At 58.0% G+C, this 15,490-nt stretch carries 13 protein-coding genes and 1 pseudogene; 5 read left to right on the top strand and 9 right to left on the bottom strand.

What is annotated here, in order from left to right; genetic code table 11:
* Positions 1-80: 80 nt before the first annotated feature.
* From CKV94_RS01910 to CKV94_RS01895, 3 genes are all read right to left on the bottom strand, one after another.
* Complete coding sequence (locus tag CKV94_RS01910; protein ID WP_003822311.1) at positions 81-332, bottom strand: putative hemolysin; 252 nt, start codon at positions 330-332, stop codon at positions 81-83.
* 249 nt (positions 333-581) lie between these two features.
* The gene (locus CKV94_RS01900) at positions 582-2,570 is read right to left on the bottom strand and encodes a transglutaminase family protein (RefSeq protein ID WP_003822310.1); all 1,989 of its coding nucleotides are present in this window, start codon (positions 2,568-2,570) and stop codon (positions 582-584) included.
* 129 nt (positions 2,571-2,699) lie between these two features.
* Entirely contained in the window at positions 2,700-3,224 is a 525-nt protein-coding gene (locus CKV94_RS01895; protein WP_035580224.1) for a hypothetical protein, read from the bottom strand.
* A gap of 483 nt (positions 3,225-3,707) precedes the next feature.
* On the opposite strand from CKV94_RS01895, the gene CKV94_RS01890 reads away from it, so the two are divergent.
* Both CKV94_RS01890 and CKV94_RS01885 read left to right on the top strand, forming a co-directional pair.
* Complete coding sequence (locus CKV94_RS01890; RefSeq protein WP_143336518.1) at positions 3,708-4,160, top strand: hypothetical protein; 453 nt, start codon at positions 3,708-3,710, stop codon at positions 4,158-4,160.
* 67 nt (positions 4,161-4,227) lie between these two features.
* Positions 4,228-4,617, top strand: coding sequence for a hypothetical protein (locus CKV94_RS01885; RefSeq protein WP_003822306.1), 390 nt, complete (start codon positions 4,228-4,230; stop codon positions 4,615-4,617).
* Positions 4,618-5,066: 449 nt separating this feature from the next.
* Here CKV94_RS01885 and CKV94_RS01880 read toward each other — a convergent pair whose 3' ends face one another.
* From CKV94_RS01880 to parC, 5 genes are all read right to left on the bottom strand, one after another.
* Positions 5,067-5,819 (bottom strand): class I SAM-dependent methyltransferase, encoded by a 753-nt coding sequence (locus CKV94_RS01880; RefSeq protein WP_003822304.1) that lies wholly within the window; start codon positions 5,817-5,819, stop codon positions 5,067-5,069.
* Between the two features lie 60 nt (positions 5,820-5,879).
* The gene (locus tag CKV94_RS01875; protein ID WP_003822303.1) at positions 5,880-6,296 is read right to left on the bottom strand and encodes a hypothetical protein; all 417 of its coding nucleotides are present in this window, start codon (positions 6,294-6,296) and stop codon (positions 5,880-5,882) included.
* Positions 6,297-6,531: 235 nt separating this feature from the next.
* The gene (locus CKV94_RS01870) at positions 6,532-8,115 is read right to left on the bottom strand and encodes a sigma-54-dependent transcriptional regulator (protein ID WP_003822301.1); all 1,584 of its coding nucleotides are present in this window, start codon (positions 8,113-8,115) and stop codon (positions 6,532-6,534) included.
* The gene (locus tag CKV94_RS01865; RefSeq protein ID WP_003822300.1) at positions 8,108-9,715 is read right to left on the bottom strand and encodes a sensor histidine kinase; all 1,608 of its coding nucleotides are present in this window, start codon (positions 9,713-9,715) and stop codon (positions 8,108-8,110) included. The genes CKV94_RS01870 and CKV94_RS01865 overlap by 8 nt, the downstream gene beginning before the upstream one ends.
* Positions 9,712-12,024 (bottom strand): DNA topoisomerase IV subunit A, encoded by a 2,313-nt coding sequence (gene parC, locus CKV94_RS01860; RefSeq protein ID WP_003822299.1) that lies wholly within the window; start codon positions 12,022-12,024, stop codon positions 9,712-9,714. Before parC ends, CKV94_RS01865 begins: the two co-directional genes overlap by 4 nt.
* A 260-nt stretch (positions 12,025-12,284) precedes the next feature.
* Between parC and CKV94_RS01855 the strand changes: the two are divergent.
* From CKV94_RS01855 to CKV94_RS01845, 3 genes and pseudogenes are all read left to right on the top strand, one after another.
* Positions 12,285-12,542, top strand: a pseudogene (locus CKV94_RS01855) (SemiSWEET family transporter).
* A gap of 88 nt (positions 12,543-12,630) precedes the next feature.
* The gene (locus tag CKV94_RS01850; RefSeq protein WP_153715821.1) at positions 12,631-13,179 is read left to right on the top strand and encodes a methylated-DNA--[protein]-cysteine S-methyltransferase; all 549 of its coding nucleotides are present in this window, start codon (positions 12,631-12,633) and stop codon (positions 13,177-13,179) included.
* 109 nt (positions 13,180-13,288) lie between these two features.
* On the top strand, positions 13,289-14,293 hold the full coding sequence (locus CKV94_RS01845) for a BtrH N-terminal domain-containing protein (RefSeq protein WP_003822293.1): 1,005 nt from the start codon (positions 13,289-13,291) through the stop codon (positions 14,291-14,293).
* Between the two features lie 111 nt (positions 14,294-14,404).
* Here CKV94_RS01845 and trpD read toward each other — a convergent pair whose 3' ends face one another.
* Positions 14,405-15,448: an anthranilate phosphoribosyltransferase gene (trpD, locus tag CKV94_RS01840; RefSeq protein WP_003822292.1), complete on the bottom strand. Its 1,044-nt coding sequence runs from the start codon at positions 15,446-15,448 to the stop codon at positions 14,405-14,407.
* Positions 15,449-15,490: the final 42 nt, after the last annotated feature.

The following is a 15,490-nucleotide window of genomic DNA, read 5'->3' as shown; positions in this document are numbered from 1 at the left end:
TATTCTTGGGGGAGGGAAAAAGCAAACAGGCTACCTGAAAACTGGATTTCAGGTAGCCTGCCTGTTTGGCCGGGCGGGGCTTATTTGTTGTTGGCGCGGTAGTATGCCCATTCCTCCACTTCTTTGCCGTCTGGCAGGATGCACACGCCGTATTCGCTGCCGTCTTGGTTTTTGCGGATTTCAGACTTGCCGCCTTGCTGCACGCAGTATGCGCTGGCGGGGTTGGGCGTGCCGATGGCGGGCGCTTGGGCGTCGGCTTGGGCGGAAGTGGTGTGGCTGCCGGCGCAGGCGGCCAAGCCGAGGGCGGCCATCAGGGGGAAGAAACGTTTCATGGGTTATCCTTTTTGGGTGTGGTGAATAAATTTTCAGGTAGCCTTTATCCGGTTTTATAGTGAATTAACAAAAACCAGTACAGCGTTGGCTCGCCTTGCCGTACTATTTGTACTGTCTGCGGCTCGCCGCCTTGTCCTGATTTAAATTTAATCCACTATAGCTTGCTCTGATAAAGGTTACCTGAAAGATAACAGACAAACGGGAGGTAGAACGTTAATCCGAGTTCGGTCAGGTAAAAGCGCGGTGTGTTACAGCTTAACCTTGCGCACGGCGCGGCAGCACTGGCGATACCAGCGTTTTTGCGCGGCTTTCGGGGGCAGGCCGTCATCGGCGTAGTTCCAGCGTTCGTATTGCGCCAGCAGGCTTTCCAGCTCGGGGCTGAGGCATTCCTGCTCACGCAGGATGTTGGCGGTTTCGGCGGGGCCGAGGGCGGCGGGGTCGATGCCTTCCACGTCGAGCAGGCGTTCTTTGATGCGGGCAAAGCCTTCTTCCAACAGGTTGGCATAGCGCCGGCTGCTGCGCCGCCACCACAGCCACAGCGGAATCAGGGCTAGGGTGCCGCCGATGAGCAGGAATACGAGCAGGCTCAATAGGTTGAAGCCGCCCAAGCCCAGGCTGCGGAACAGGCTTTGCTGCGAGCTGCTGTCGTAGTTCACCACCCATTCCTGCCAGTAAAACTGGCCTTCGGCGCTAAGTTTGCTCCACCACTGCCAATTGCCGCTGCCGGCCACCAGCTCTTGCTCGCCGCCCTCCAGCGCGGAGGAGAGACCCTGTTCAATGCGGTTGCTGCTCACGGCGGCGGTGGGATCGACGCGCAGCCAGGCTTCTTCTTCGGGCAGCCACACTTCGGCCCAGGCATGGGCATCTTTGCCGCGCACCTGCCAGAAGCCGCCATCAGGATTGTATTCGCCGCCCTGATAGCCGGTAACCACGCGGGCGGGCACGCCGGCGGCGCGCATGATGACCACAAAGCTTTCGGCGTAGTGTTCGCAGAAGCCGCGGCGGCTGTCGAACACGAAGTTGTCGATGCGGTCGGGGCTGCGGTCGAGCGGGGGATTGAGGGTGTAGGCGAAGGATTGGTTGCGGTAGTAGGCCAGGGTGCGGTTGACGAAATCGACGGTGTTGGCAGATTGGCCGCGCAGTTGGCGGGCGAGCGAGCGGATGCGCTGGTTGCTGTAGCCGGGCAGGCGGCTCAGCTGGCGCTGGCGAGAGGGGGAAAGTTTTTCAGGTAGCCTGTTGCCGATGGCAGCCTGCAAGGAAAATCGGCGTAAACCATCATGGCTGCGTACGCGCACGGTGTGGCCTTGAGCAAAATGCATTTTGCTGCGCGAATTGGCAGCACTGGAATTGATGAATGGATAATCCAACGCGGGGATACGGCCTCGTTCATCGCGCATAATAATGCTGTAGGACACGATGGATTGGGTAAGCTCGGTGGTGGCGTTGCTTTCAATAAAATCATCATCGGCACGCCATTGTTCGCCGTCAAATTGGCTCATGGTGATGGCACGCCAATAGAGGTCGGCTGGATTTGGGGTGTAGCCCTCGTCGAAAGTAGCATTGAAAGCCAGCTCGTTGCTTTGCACCAAATTGCTGATGCTGCCCGGCTGCATGGTATCGGACAGACCGGTTTGGGCTTGGCCCGGCTTTGGCGGCTGCGGAATGCGCCACAGCGGTTCGCTCATGCGCGGCACAGCGATAAATAATACGGCGGCCAGCGGCAGGGTGAGCAGCAGGGCGGTAACGGCGTGGCGGGCGGCCAGGCGCAGCGGCATATTGAAGAGGGCGATGCAGGTGGCGGTGCCGAACAGGCCGGCCAACAGCCACAGGCCGATGAACATGCCTTGGTTGAGCAGCACAGTGGCACCCATCAGGAACACCATGGCGGTAAGCAGCATATGCCAATCGCGCAATACGCGGCTTTCATAGGTTTTCAGCAGCACCAGCAGCAGAAGCAGCGCGCTGCCGCCCTCGCTGCCGAGAAACGTGCCCAACTGCGAAAACACGAAGCCAAACACGGCCAGGCCGCCGATGGCAGTGGCCCAAGCGGGCAGGCCGCGGCTGCCGATAAGTGTGAGCCCGAGTTGGATCAGCCACAGCACGCCGAAGACGATAATGACACCCACAGGCAGGGCAAAAGCCAGCGGCAGGGTGATCCATAGCAGCAGCAATAGAACGCCCAAACGCGGCAGGCGTTCGGGCGGTCGGTCGATGTATTCGGGGTTGAAAACGAGCATGGTGGTTGGGGTTGGATGGCGGCTTGGTTGTTTGATTTGCAGAAACTTGGTTTGCTTGGGCAAACTTCGTTTCAGGTAGCCTTTTTATCAGATGGTGTGTTTTGTGCGCCTGTAGCCGCCAGCCTGTGTTCAACCGGTAATCAGATTGGGCAGGCTGTGGCTCAGTTGCAGCGAATTGCCGATTATACCCAAATCCGCATCGGCAAAGCAGGCGTTTTCCAAAATCAGCCCGCCCTCAGGGCGCGAGGCGTGCAGGCTCATGCGCATTTGCGCGGGGGTGAAGGGTAATCCGTGTTTGCGGGCGTATTCGGCAGCGCGGCGGTTGGCGGTTTGCAGCATCGGAATCAGCGTGATGTCTAAATGAAACACGCGCACGCCCAACACCAAAATACGGGCGGCAAACCAATCGGCTTCTTCCGTGAACACTTCCGGGCTGTGTTGCTCAAAATTGTGCCGCTCGGCAGCAATCAGGCAGGCCAGGGAGCGGATTTGCGGCAGCAGGGCTTCGCACAGCATGAAATCTTGCTGCTGCGGCGTATCGGCCTGCAAATCGGCACGGTGCTGGTTGCCGTCCACGGCCAAATACCAGCGCTGCAGCTCGGTGCGGGGCTGGGCGGGGGGAAGCTGGCGGAGTTGGCGGGCTAGGGCAGACATTTTATGTTCCTGTTCGGCTTGGCGGTTCATGGGAGGGGTTTCCGTGGGTGAGCGGCCTTGCCGGAGCAAATAAAAAACCGCTCGGGGTTTCCGGGCGGTAGCTTTTCTTTCGGCTGGTGTGGCGCAAATTAGGCGCGCAGCAAAAGATACCGCTCGGCTGGGCGGTACCAATAAAACGGGGCGAAAGAGAAGTTTTGCGTATTCATGGAGAGGGAGTGTAAATGGAGTAGAGTAGGCTGTCAAGTGCCCGATGGTGGCGGGATTGGCGTTTTCAGGTAGCCTTGCTACTTGGGAACCGCTGGTTTGAAAACTGTAAAAATAATATTGAAGACAGTATGTTGGAGTAAAACCGGGTTAAACGGTTTCGAAATTGCTTGTTCCGCTGCTATCATGCCCAGCTTTGTGGATACCGCACGGGCATTCCGAATTCTGTTCCAAATCAGCCGGGCTTGATCAGGTTTGGCTGGCTGTAGGAGAAAAAAGTTGAAATATTCAAATTTATTGTGGCTGCTGCCGCTTTTGGCGCTGGCCGGTTGCGTTTCGCCGGAAGCGGCGGGTATCCGCCGGCAACAGTCGAATATCAATTATGATGACGATGTGAAAATCGGCAGTTCGCGCATGGCCTACGGCTTCCGCAGCCAGCCTACACGCGGCAGGCCGGAGGTGGAAGTGCAGAGCAACAAAGCGCCGGGCGAGGCAGCGCAATGCCTGCAACAACAGCTGCAAACCCGTTTGCGTTTACCGGAAAACTTTATCCAAGTGCGCAGCTACACTAATTCGGCCTACACTGTGGCGCTGCACAACCCTTTCACGAATAAAGATGGCGTGGTGATGGATGTGCGCCAACGCGGCGTGAGAAGCTCGGAGATTAAACTGTATGCCAACGGCACCACGCTTTCGCGCGTTTGGCGCAGCATACCGACGGCGTGCAAGTAGCCGAGCGTTTGCCAAGACATTATAATGGCAACGTTTTAATCCGACTAATCACACAGGCAGACGAAACATGAAAAAATATTTACTGGCTTTGCTGCTGGCCTTGAGCAGCACCGCTTGGGCGTACCGCTTCCCTATCGACAGCATGGAAGTGGCCGTGCTGAAATCTGCTTCTTTCCCGCAGGTTACGCTCACTACCGACGGCTTTTCCTGGCTGCGCACCCTGACTTTGGGCTGGCTGGATGATGGCGCGAAAACTGTGGACATGGTGCAGGGAGTGCGTATTAAAGACGAGAATAACCGCTTCATTACCCATGGCCAGCTGCAAAACTACACCGGCCGCATCGTGGCTCTGCGCCGCAACGGGGTGGGCAATATCGTGGAAATGTGGATACTGACCCCGCAGGAAAACGAAGCATTCAAAGAACGTGCTGCCTTACTGCAAAACCAGCAGCGTTAAGGCTGGATGAAAAATGAAACCTCCTGCTGCCCGAATGGGGCGGCGGGAGGTTTTGGTTTGAATGGAGTTGAGATTTTGCTTTCAGGTAGCCTTTGGGAAGAGGCTACTTGAAAAATTGAAGGCATTGTTTTTGCTTGTTCAGGTTTCGTATTTCAGGCGTTTGATAGATAACTTCTCCACTATGATTTATGATGTTACGAAATTTAGGTAAAAGGGAAAATGATGGCTGCACTGGGAATGTTGCTTGTATTGTTTGGTGTGTTTTGTTTGGTTTGTATCGCACTTGGTGTTGTAATCGGTTGCTTGTACGGTATTTTTGAATGCTTGTGGATGATGGGATGGTTACCTAAGAGTTGGTGGGGTTTAAAACGCGGTAATCACCCTTGAGTTGTTGAGGAGGCAGCCCGTCTAAAACTTAGACGGGCTGTTTCTTGCTGAATCGGTAAATGCTATGTTTGGCAACTGCCACTCCCGTTATACACATCAAACCGGGTTGATTTGCCCGTGTATTGGTAATCTGGCTTGCGGCCGCACAGGAAATCGCCCAGACGCGGGCGTTTGACCACCACGCGGGCAGTGGCTGTGGCGAGGGCGGCATCGAGCAGGGCAGCATCGTTTTGCGCGGTGCCGACCAGCTCGTGGAAAAAAGCCATTTCTTTTTTTACCGCTGCCGATTTGCGCCGTTCGGGGTACATCGGATCGAGATACACCACTTGCGGGCGGCCGATTTCGGCTGCCAGGCGCGGCATATATTCGGCAGCATCGGCGTGGTGCAGGGTAAGGCGGGAAGCGGTTTCGGCAGTATCGGGGTGGAGCAGAGCTCGTGCGAGGCCGTCGGCCAAGAAGCAGTATACGGCGGGATGCCGCTCGAAAATATGCACGTTCAGCCCCAAACCGGCCAAAACAAAACTATCGCGGCCGAGCCCGCCGGTGGCATCCCATACAGTGGGCTGTTTGCTGCGGCCGACGGCTTTGGCCAGCAATTCGCCGCCGCCGTGCAGCCGCCTGTGCTGCGCCGCGCCGGCAGTGAAATCTACCCAAACGCTGCCTTTGTTGCCCGCGCGGTGCAATACGATGCCGTGTTCTTCAGCGGCCAGGTAGAGGCCGGAAGCAGGTGGGGTATTGGAGACAGTCAATGCGGGATGGCGGGCGTAGTCGGGCAGGGTGTGTGGGGTGTGGGTGATGAGTGGGATGGGGTGCATGGTGGCTTATTGTCTTGTGTGAGGAGGTAAGAGTTTCAGTTGTAGCGGTGAGTGTGTTTGTTAGAACAATGAGGCAAAACAGGCAAGCGCAAAACCTACTCCTGTCATCAGAAACCCTCGCCAAAATGCGCCTTTATTGCTGCCTTCCCAATCATGCTGGGTGATCAACAGCCAGAAAAAGCCGAGAGACCAGGCACACATCCCGATAAGATAAATAAACAGCGCGTCTGTGTTGGATTGCAGGAATACCCACCATAGCGCCATATTGGCACTGAGTGAAATGCCTGAGGTCAGATAGGGTTTGAATTCTTTCCATTTGAGGCCGAACACGTACACAACTAGCGTGGGCAGCATCAATAAGAGAAACAGGCTCAAACCATACCAATCGGCATAAACCATAAACAATACCAGCATCGGCACATAGAACAGTGCGGCGAGCAAGCCGTCCAGTGTGCGAGGATTCGGTTTTTTCCACATTGGCTTCTCCTTGTGTCTGGATTTTGACTTTCAGGTAGCCTTATCTGCAGGCTGGTGATTGCCTAAAAAGATAGCGGTTATTTTACTCCTTTGGATTGGAGCCTGAATGGGAACGAGTACTGGGAGCTTCGAAGGTTCGGTTATAAATATGTTTTTATATTTATGTGGATAAACTTTCAGGTAGCCTCAAAGGCTACCTGAAAGTTTATTGCTTCATTTCAGTCAAGTTATGCGGCTACTCGATTTCCAAGCGTTCCATCCGGTAGCGCATGGATCGGAAGCTGATGCCGAGCAGTTTGGCGGCCTGGGTGCGGTTGTAGCGGGTTTTTTGCAGGGCTTGCTCGATAATCAGCCGCTCTACGTCGTCTAGATAGTCCTGCACTTGGGTGCGGCCGAGGACGAAACCGGGCAGGTTGTCGAGCTGGCCGCTGTTTTCTGGAGCGGTTGTTTCGGCGGTGTCGGCGCTGCTGCTGTTTTGGCTGACGGCGGCGATGGCGCTGCCCCAGTCATCGTCTTCATCCAATAGCGGGGAGCTGGAGAGCTGGAGGTCGGCGGCATCGATGGTGTTGTTGGCGGCCAGGGCGACGGCGCGTTCGAGGATGTTTTCCAGCTCGCGGAAATTGCCGGGATAGCTGTATTGCAAGAGGGCTTGTTTGGCGGGCTGGGTGAGGGTGTAGTCGCCGCCTTGGCGGTGTTTGCGCAAGAGCTGGGTGATGAGCTGGGGCAGGTCTTCGCGCATTTCGCGCAGGGGCGGCATAGTGAGGGAGACGACGTTTAGGCGGTAGAACAAGTCTTGCCGGAATGCGCCCTTGGCCACGAGGCCGGCGAGGTCTTTATGCGTGGCGGAGATGATGCGCACGTCTACTTTCACTTCTTGCGCGTCGCCGATGCGGCGCACGGCTTTTTCCTGAATGGCGCGCAGGAGCTTCACCTGCATATGCAGGGGCAGGTCGGCCACTTCGTCGAGGAAGAGGGTACCGCCGTGGGCATGTTGGAAGAAGCCGAGGCGGTCTTGGTCGGCGCCGGTGAAGCTGCCTTTTTTGTAGCCGAAGAATTCGCTTTCCATCAGGTTTTCGGGGATAGCACCGCAGTTTACAGCCACAAAGGGGCGGTCGCGCCGCTCGGAGAGCTCGTGGATACTGCGCGCGGCCTGTTCCTTACCGGAACCGGATTCGCCGGCGATATACACGGGCACGGTGGTGCGGGCGAGTTTGCGGATCATCTGCCGGGCTTCTTCGATTTGCGGGGAGCGGCCGATGAGGCGGGGGATGTCTTCGGGATTGGCGGCAGGCTGTTTGTCGGCTGTAGGCTGGAGCTTGCGGCCGGCGGCTTTGCTCTCTTCCTGCGGCTCTTCGTTTTCAGGTAGCCCTTCGTCTGCGCCGTCTGCTTGGGGCGGAGGTTCTTCTTTGGCCGGTGCGGGGGCGGGGAGGCTGTCTTCTTCGTGGATTTTGATGGCGGATTTCACCAAGGTGCGCAGTTGCGCCAGGGTGATGGGCTTTTGCAGGTAGTCGAAGGCGCCGGTTTTGATGGCTTGTACGGCTTGGTCGGCATTGCCGAAGGCGGTGATCACGGCCACGGGCACGTCGAGCTCTTTTTCGTTGATGTATTCCACCACTTCGAGCCCCGAACCGTCGGGCATGCGCATATCGGTAAGCACGAGGGAGAATTTTTTGCTGTCGAGCCACTTTTTGGCGGCATTGACGCCCTCGGCGGTTTCCACCGACAAGCCCATTTTCATCAGGGTCATTTCCATCAGGTCGCGGATGTCTTGTTCGTCGTCCACAACCAACACTGGTTTTTGCAGGCTTTGTTTACTCATTGATATCTTTCGGCATGATTAGTTCGAATCCCTTGACTTCGGGATGATAGTGAAGCTGGCCGGAGTTGGCGTGAGCCAATTCGCGTGCCACATACAGCCCCAGTCCGGTGCCTTCGGAGCGGGTGGTGAAAAACGGTTCGAACAGGCGTGGCTGGTTTTCTGGCGAAACCCCGGGGCCGTCGTCCATCACGGTAAGCGATACGGATACGTTGTCGTCGGTGGGCTTCACCAAAACGGTGATGGAATCGGCCTGCTTACTGCCATGCTGCCAGGCGTTGTTGATGAGGTTCCATATAATCTGCTGCAGGTGCATTTTGTCGAAATACACTTTCAGCGCACCGCCCTGCATATAAAGGTGCACGGCGTTTTTGGCTTCGGGTCGGGTGAGCAGGAATTCCTGCTTGAAATCGAGCCAGAATTTCATCAGGTTGATGGATTGGGCATCGAGCCGGTCGCTCTTGTTCAGGCTGCTCACTTCTTCCAGCATTTTATCGATGCGCTGGATGTTGTTGTCGATGATGCCGCGCAGCTTGGTGGTCATCGGATCTTCGTCTTCCTCAGCCAACAGGCCGTTGGATTGGCGGATGGCGGAGAGCGGGTTTCGGATTTCGTGCGCCAGATTGGCAGTGAGCTGGCCGAGCGCGGCCAGTTTGGTGGCCATGGCTTCCATGGCCACTTCCTGGTCGGAGCGGATAAACAGCATCAGCAGCGATTCGTCTTCGCGCACCAGCGGGCGGGCGCGCACCTGCACGCCTTGCCCGCCCAGCTCGGCATGGGTGATGAAGTTGCGTGTAGGCGCGCGCTGCCAGCGCTTCACCAAAAGGGTGAACATTTCTTCATGTCGGTCGAGCTTTACATAAGGAAAATAGAGGCCGGCTTGGCGGTTCATCAGCCAGATACGGCAGCCGGTGTCCACCACCACCACGGCCTCGGCCACATGGTTGAGCACCAGTTCGTTTAGACCTTTGAGGCGGTCGAAAGCGCGGCGGTGTTTGCTCAGGGTGTTGGCGGCGCGGTTGAGGAAGGAGGCATAAAACGAGGTGAGCAGTGCAACCAGATAGCCCACTGCCGAGAGCACGATAGTGTGGATAATCGCATTGCTGCCGGCCTGGCTGTTGGCTTCAAACGGCCAATAGTTTAGCCAAGTACCGATCAATAGCAAGAGGGCAACATAGGAGGCATACAAGAGCGGATAACGGCCGTGGCTGAGCAGGCAGGACACGCCGATAAAAGGCAAGATTAGGATGCCGAAGCCGGAAGAAATGCCGCCGGCCAGGTGCATCAGTATCACCATCATGGTGATATCGACCACCGCGCTGATGTTGGGCAGGTTGTTTTTCTGTTGTTGCCAGTTGGGAAAAACCATACTGAACACAATCAACCCGCCATACACCGCCGCCCAGATATAGAAGCGACTACCGAAAATGGGCATCGAAGCCAACTTGGCCATGCCCACATTCGAGCCGTAGGCGTTTACCAACACGTGGAAGGTGAGCAGCGAGAGCAAGAGGCTCACGCGGGCGATGTTCATCAGCGAAGGCAAGCGGTCGAGTTGGCTATCCCATTCGTTGGGGGTATACGATTTCGGCAGCTGGATCATGCTTCGCCCTCCTGCGTGCTGCTCAGGCTGATGAGGCTACCTGAAACATCCAACATCCGGCCTTTGCGGCCGCGTTTGCCTTCAATGTCCTGCACGCGTAAGCGTTCGCGGTGTGCCGCACCGCGTTTGCCGCGGCTGCACACCCAGAAATCGGGGGTGGATACCAAGGCGGTCAGTTGCAGCGTGTCGTTGCCACGTAAAGACATCAGTTGCAGGCCGCGCCCTTTGGCCATCACTTTCAATTCGCCGATCGGGAAGGCGAGCAGGTGTTTTTCCGCGCTGGCCAGCACCAAGCGGCAATCGGGGTTGATCAGCGCAGACTGGTGCACCGGCTGCGGCATCAGCAGGGTTTCGCCCGCTTCTAATTTCACCACTTCCTTGCCCGCCTTCACGCGGCCGACCAAATCGCCCAGTTTGGCGATGAAGCCGTAACCGCCGCTGCCGGCGAGCAGGTAGTGCTCTTGCGGCTGCCCGGCCAGCATGGCGAGCACCGACGCGCCCGGCTGCAATTCCAAGAGCGAGGCCAGCGGCACACCGTCGCCGCGCCCGCCGGGGATTTCGGCCGGATCGATGGTGTAGCTGCGGCCGAGCGTGTCGAGCACCACCACCGGGTCGACAGTGCGCGTTTCCAGCGTTTGCTGCAATTCGTCGCCTTCTTTAAACGCGGTGGCCGACAAATCCAGCCCGTGCCCGGCCCGGCTGCGAATCCAGCCCTGGCGCGACAGGATGAGCGTTACTGGCTCGTCGGCCGTGGTGTGGGTGAGCGCGGCGCGTTCGGCTTCGGCCACCAGTGTGCGGCGCGGGTCGCCAAATTGCTTGGCATCGGCCTGCATCTCTTTGATGATGAGTTTTTTCTTCGCGCCCTCGTCGGCCAATAAGTTTTTCAGGTAGCCTTCTTCCTCGCGCAAATCGGCCAATTCCTGCTCCAGTTTGAAACCTTCCAAACGGGCGAGCTGGCGCAGGCGGATTTCCAAAATATCTTCGGCTTGGATTTCGGAGAGGCCGAAGGCGGCCATCAGTTCGGGCTTGGGCTCGTCGGCTTCGCGGATAACGCGGATAACCTCGTCGATGTGCAAAAAGGCGGTCATGCGCCCGTCGAGGATATGGATGCGTTTGAGCACCTGTTCCAAGCGGTGTTGCAGGCGGCGGGTTACGGTGGATACGCGGAAATCGAGCCATTCCTGCAGGATGGTTTTCAGGTTTTTCTGCGCGGGGCGGTTGTCGAGCCCGATCATCACCAGATTGGCCGGCACATTGCCTTCCAGCCCGGTTTGTGCCATTAGGGTGTTGATGAAGTTATCCGGCTCGATGCGGCTGGATTTGGGTTCGAACACGAGGCGCACGGGGTGTTCGCCGTCACTCTCGTCGCGCACTTTGTCGATGAGCTCGAGCATCAGCTTTTTGGTGTTGAGCTGGTCTTGGTTGAGCTGTTTTTTGCCGGATTTGGGCTTGGGGTTGGTTTGCTCTTCGATTTCGGCCAGGATTTTCTGCGCACTGGTGTTGGGCGGCAGCTCGGTGATGACGAGGCGCCATTGGCCGCGTGCCAGTTTTTCGATTTCGTAGCGGGCGCGCACGCGGATGCTGCCTTTGCCGGTTTCGTAGAGCTGGAGCAGGTCTTTGGCCGGGGTGATGATGTGGCCGCCGCCGGCGAAATCGGGGGCGGGAGTGTGCTCCATCAGCTCGGCGGTGGTGAGCGTGGGCTTTTTGAGCAGGGCTACAGCGGCGGCGGTAACTTCGCCCAGGTTGTGCGGCGGGATTTCGGTGGCCATGCCCACGGCAATGCCGGAGGCGCCGTTGAGCAGCACCATGGGCAGGCGGGCGGGCAGGGCAACGGGCTCTTCAAACGCGCCGTCGTAATTCGGCACAAAATCCACCGTGCCTTGATGCAGCTCGGAAAGCAGCAGTTCGGCAATCGGGGTGAGGCGGGCTTCGGTGTAGCGCATGGCGGCCGCGCCGTCGCCGTCGCGCGAGCCGAAGTTGCCGATGCCGTCGATTAAGGGATAGCGCAGGGTGAAGTCTTGCGCCATGCGTACCATGGCGTCGTAGGCGGAAGCGTCGCCGTGCGGGTGGTATTTGCCCAGAATTTCGCCCACCACGCGCGCAGATTTCACCGGCTTGGAATTGGCGGCCAGCCCCATTTCCTTCATGGCAAACAGGATGCGCCGCTGCACGGGCTTTTGGCCGTCGCCCACGTCGGGCAGAGCGCGGCCTTTTACCACGCTCATGGCGTATTCGAGGTAGGCGCGTTCGGCGTAGGGGGCGAGCAGCAGGATGTCGCTGTGTTCGGCGGATGCGGTGTTTTCTGGCATGGTGTGGCTGGTGTTTCGGTTGCTAAACGCCGTAATTGTAAAGCAAGCAAGGGTTTTCAGGTAGCCTGCGGGGCGGTGGGGCTGACTGAAACCATCGCGGGAGAACAGGTTAAGTTTTGTAGTGTGCCTTGCGGACGGCGGGGGAGGGAGTTTTATAATTGCACGCTTTCAGCCAGCATGAATACAGGCTACCTGAAACCGGGAAGCCGGCGCATACCGGCATGAAACGCCTGACTCACTCTTTATTAAAGAGGCAAATAATGAACGAAAAGCAAATCCGCATTCTGGCCGTGGTGGCCACTGTGATGGCCGTGGGCATGTATGTGGCCTATATCCCGCAGATTGCCAACAACCTGGCCGGGCATAAAGGTAGCCCGATCCAGCCTTTGGTGGCCGCCGTAAACTGTACGTTGTGAGTCCTCTACGGCCTGTTTAAGAAACCGCGCGACCTCCCCGTGGCGCTGGCCAACGCGCCCGGCATCGTGTTCGGGCTGGTAGCCTTCATCACCGCGCTGTAAGCCTTTTTACCATCGCAGCAGCCAAGTTTTCAGGTAGCCTTTTGCCAACACGGCAGGCTACCTGAAAACATTGCACGGTTCCTGCCCAATGCCATCCAACCCCAAGCCCATGCTCTATCTGCACGCCTTCCCCTCGCCCTTGGGCAATATCCTTGCCGCCGCCAGCGAACGCGGCCTGTGCCTACTCGAGTTTGCCGGCAGCCGGCGCATCGACGATGAATTGCGCGATCTCCAGCGCCTGATCGGCTGTCAAACCAAACAAGGCGAAAACAAACACACCCGACTGGTGAAAACCCAGCTGGGCGAATATTTCCAAGGTACGCGCCGCGAGTTTAGCGTGCCGCTGCATGCCCCCGGCAGCCCGTTTCAGCGGCAGGTGTGGAACGCGCTGCAAACCATCCCCTACGGCGAAACCACCCATTATCAGGCGCTGGCCGAACAGCTCGGCAACCCTGCCGCCGTGCGCGCCGTGGCCGCCGCCAACGGTGCCAACCGCCTCTCCATCCTCATTCCCTGCCACCGCGTCATCGGCAAAGACGGCAGCCTCACCGGCTACGGCGGCGGCCTGCAGCGCAAACAATGGCTGCTCGACCACGAACAGGGCAGGCATCAGGTGCAGCCCGATTTGCTGGGCTAAATAGATAGAGACATTTCAGGTAGCCTGCCCGTGCGCTAAAGGCTACCTGAAATTCCATCCGCTTCATTTTTCACGTATCATCCCTTCCCCTACACCAATCGACAACACCATGACCACTTTCACCCACCAACACACCGCCCACTGCGAAAGCGGTGTGATGTCCACCCTTCTTACCCACCACGGCTGCGCCATGAACGAAGCCATGGTGTTCGGGCTGGCTCATGCGCTCACCTTTGTGTATTTGCCCGTGGTCAAACTCAACGGTATGCCCCTGATTTCCTACCGCATCGCCCCGCGCGGTATCATCAAAAACGTTTGCCGCGCCCTCGGTGTGAAGCTGGATATGCGCAAATTCGCCCAAGCCGAGCGTGGTGCGGCTGCGCTGGATGAGGCGCTGTTGCGCGGGCAGATTGCCGGTTTGCAAACCTCTGTGTATTGGCTGCCTTATTTTCCGCCCGAAATGCGCTTTCATTTCAATGCCCACAACCTTTTGGTGTATGGCCGCGAAGGCGAGGATTATTTAATCAGCGACCCTGTGTTTGAAACGCCCCAGCGCTGCGCCGCCGCCGATTTGCAGCGTGCCCGCTTTGCCAAGGGCGCCTTGGCCGGCAAAGGCCTGATGTACACGCTCGATACCGCCAGCCTGCCACAAAAGCAGCAGCTGGCCGAACGCCTGCCAGCCCTGCTGTATGCCGCCATCCGCAAAAACGCCAAACAAATGCTCGCCCCCGTGTTTTTCGTGGGCGTGCGCGGCATCCGCACCGTGGCCAAGAAAATCGAACGCCTGCCGCAAGAGCCGGAAAAATACCAAAAGCTGTGGCTAGGCCATCTCGTTCGCATGCAGGAAGAAATCGGCACCGGCGGCGCCGGCTTCCGCTATCTTTACGCCTATTTTTTGGAACAGGCCGCCGATATTTGCGCCAACCCAGCCCTGCAAACCGCCTCGCAGGAAATGACCGCCATCGGCGACCAATGGCGGCAGCTGGCCAGCCAGTGCGTGAAACAATGCCGCCGCCCGAGCGAACAAGGCTGCGCCCAAATCGCCGCCTTCCTGCGTGAAATTGCGGATAGGGAAGAAAAACTGTGGCGCGGCTTGCTGCATATTGCGAAATAAGATAGAGGGAAAGATGAAAGGCTACCTGAAACTTCAGGTAGCCTTTTATTTTCAGGTAGCCTTTCTGGCATTTCAAGCAACCTGTTAAAGGCTACCTGAAACTTATCTGCATTATTTAGCCTGTTGTGCGGCCAGTTTTTGCGAGAAAGCGGCCACTTCTTCGCGTTTGGCACGGGCTTTGCTGCTGTCGATGGCTTCGCGTGCCATGTCAACGCCTTCGTCGAGCGTGGCGGCCACGTTGCCGGCATAGAGGGTGGCGCCAGCGTTGAGCAGCACGATGTCGCGGTGGGCGCCGGCTTCGCCTGCGAGCACGCGATCCATCATGGCGAGCGATTCGGCGGCGGAGGCTACTTTGATGTCGTTGAGGTTGGCGCGTACGGGCAGTCCGAATTGTTCGGGGTGGATGTCGTATTCGGCAATCAGGCCGTCTTTGAGCTCGGCCACGCGGGTGGGGCCGGTGAGGGTAATTTCGTCGAGCCCGTCGCTGCCGTGCACCACGAGGGCGTGTTTGTTGCCCAGCTGCTGGAACACACGGGAGAGGATGCCCACCAAATCAATGTGGAATACGCCGATGAGCTGGTTGGCGGCGCCGGCGGGGTTGGTGAGCGGGCCCAATATGTTGAACATGGTACGCACGCCCAGCGCGCGGCGCACGGGGGCAACGTATTTCATGCTGCTGTGGTGGTTGGGGGCAAACATAAAGCCGGCGCCGCATTGGTCGATGCATTGCCCCACTTGTTCTGGCGAAAGGGCGAGGGAGATGCCGGCCAGCTCCATTATGTCGGCCGAGCCGCTGGAGGAGGACACGCTGCGGTTGCCGTGTTTGGCCACTTTGGCGCCGGCAGCGGCGGCCACGAACATGGCGGTGCTGGAAATATTGAAGGTGTGCGCGCCGTCGCCGCCGGTGCCGACCACGTCGACGAGTTTATTTGGCTCGGACACGGGCACTTGGGAGGCAAATTCGCGCATCACTTGGGCGGCGGCGCTGATTTCAGACACGGTTTCCACTTTGATGCGCAGGCCGATGAGGATGGCGGCAATCAGCTCGGGGGCTACTTCGCCGCGCATGATTTGGCGCATGAGGTCGGTCATTTCATCGTGGAAGAGTTCGTTGTTGCTGAGCAGGCGCTGCAGGGCTTGTTGGGGAGTAAACATCGGGTTTCCTTGTGTGATGGTTCGGGTGATTTCAGGTAGCCT

This window comes from Eikenella corrodens (assembly GCF_900187105.1).
Taxonomy (GTDB): Bacteria; Pseudomonadota; Gammaproteobacteria; order Burkholderiales; family Neisseriaceae; genus Eikenella; species Eikenella corrodens.
The sequence above is the reverse complement of the archived record's forward strand: the minus strand, read 5'-3'. Positions and strand labels throughout refer to the sequence as shown.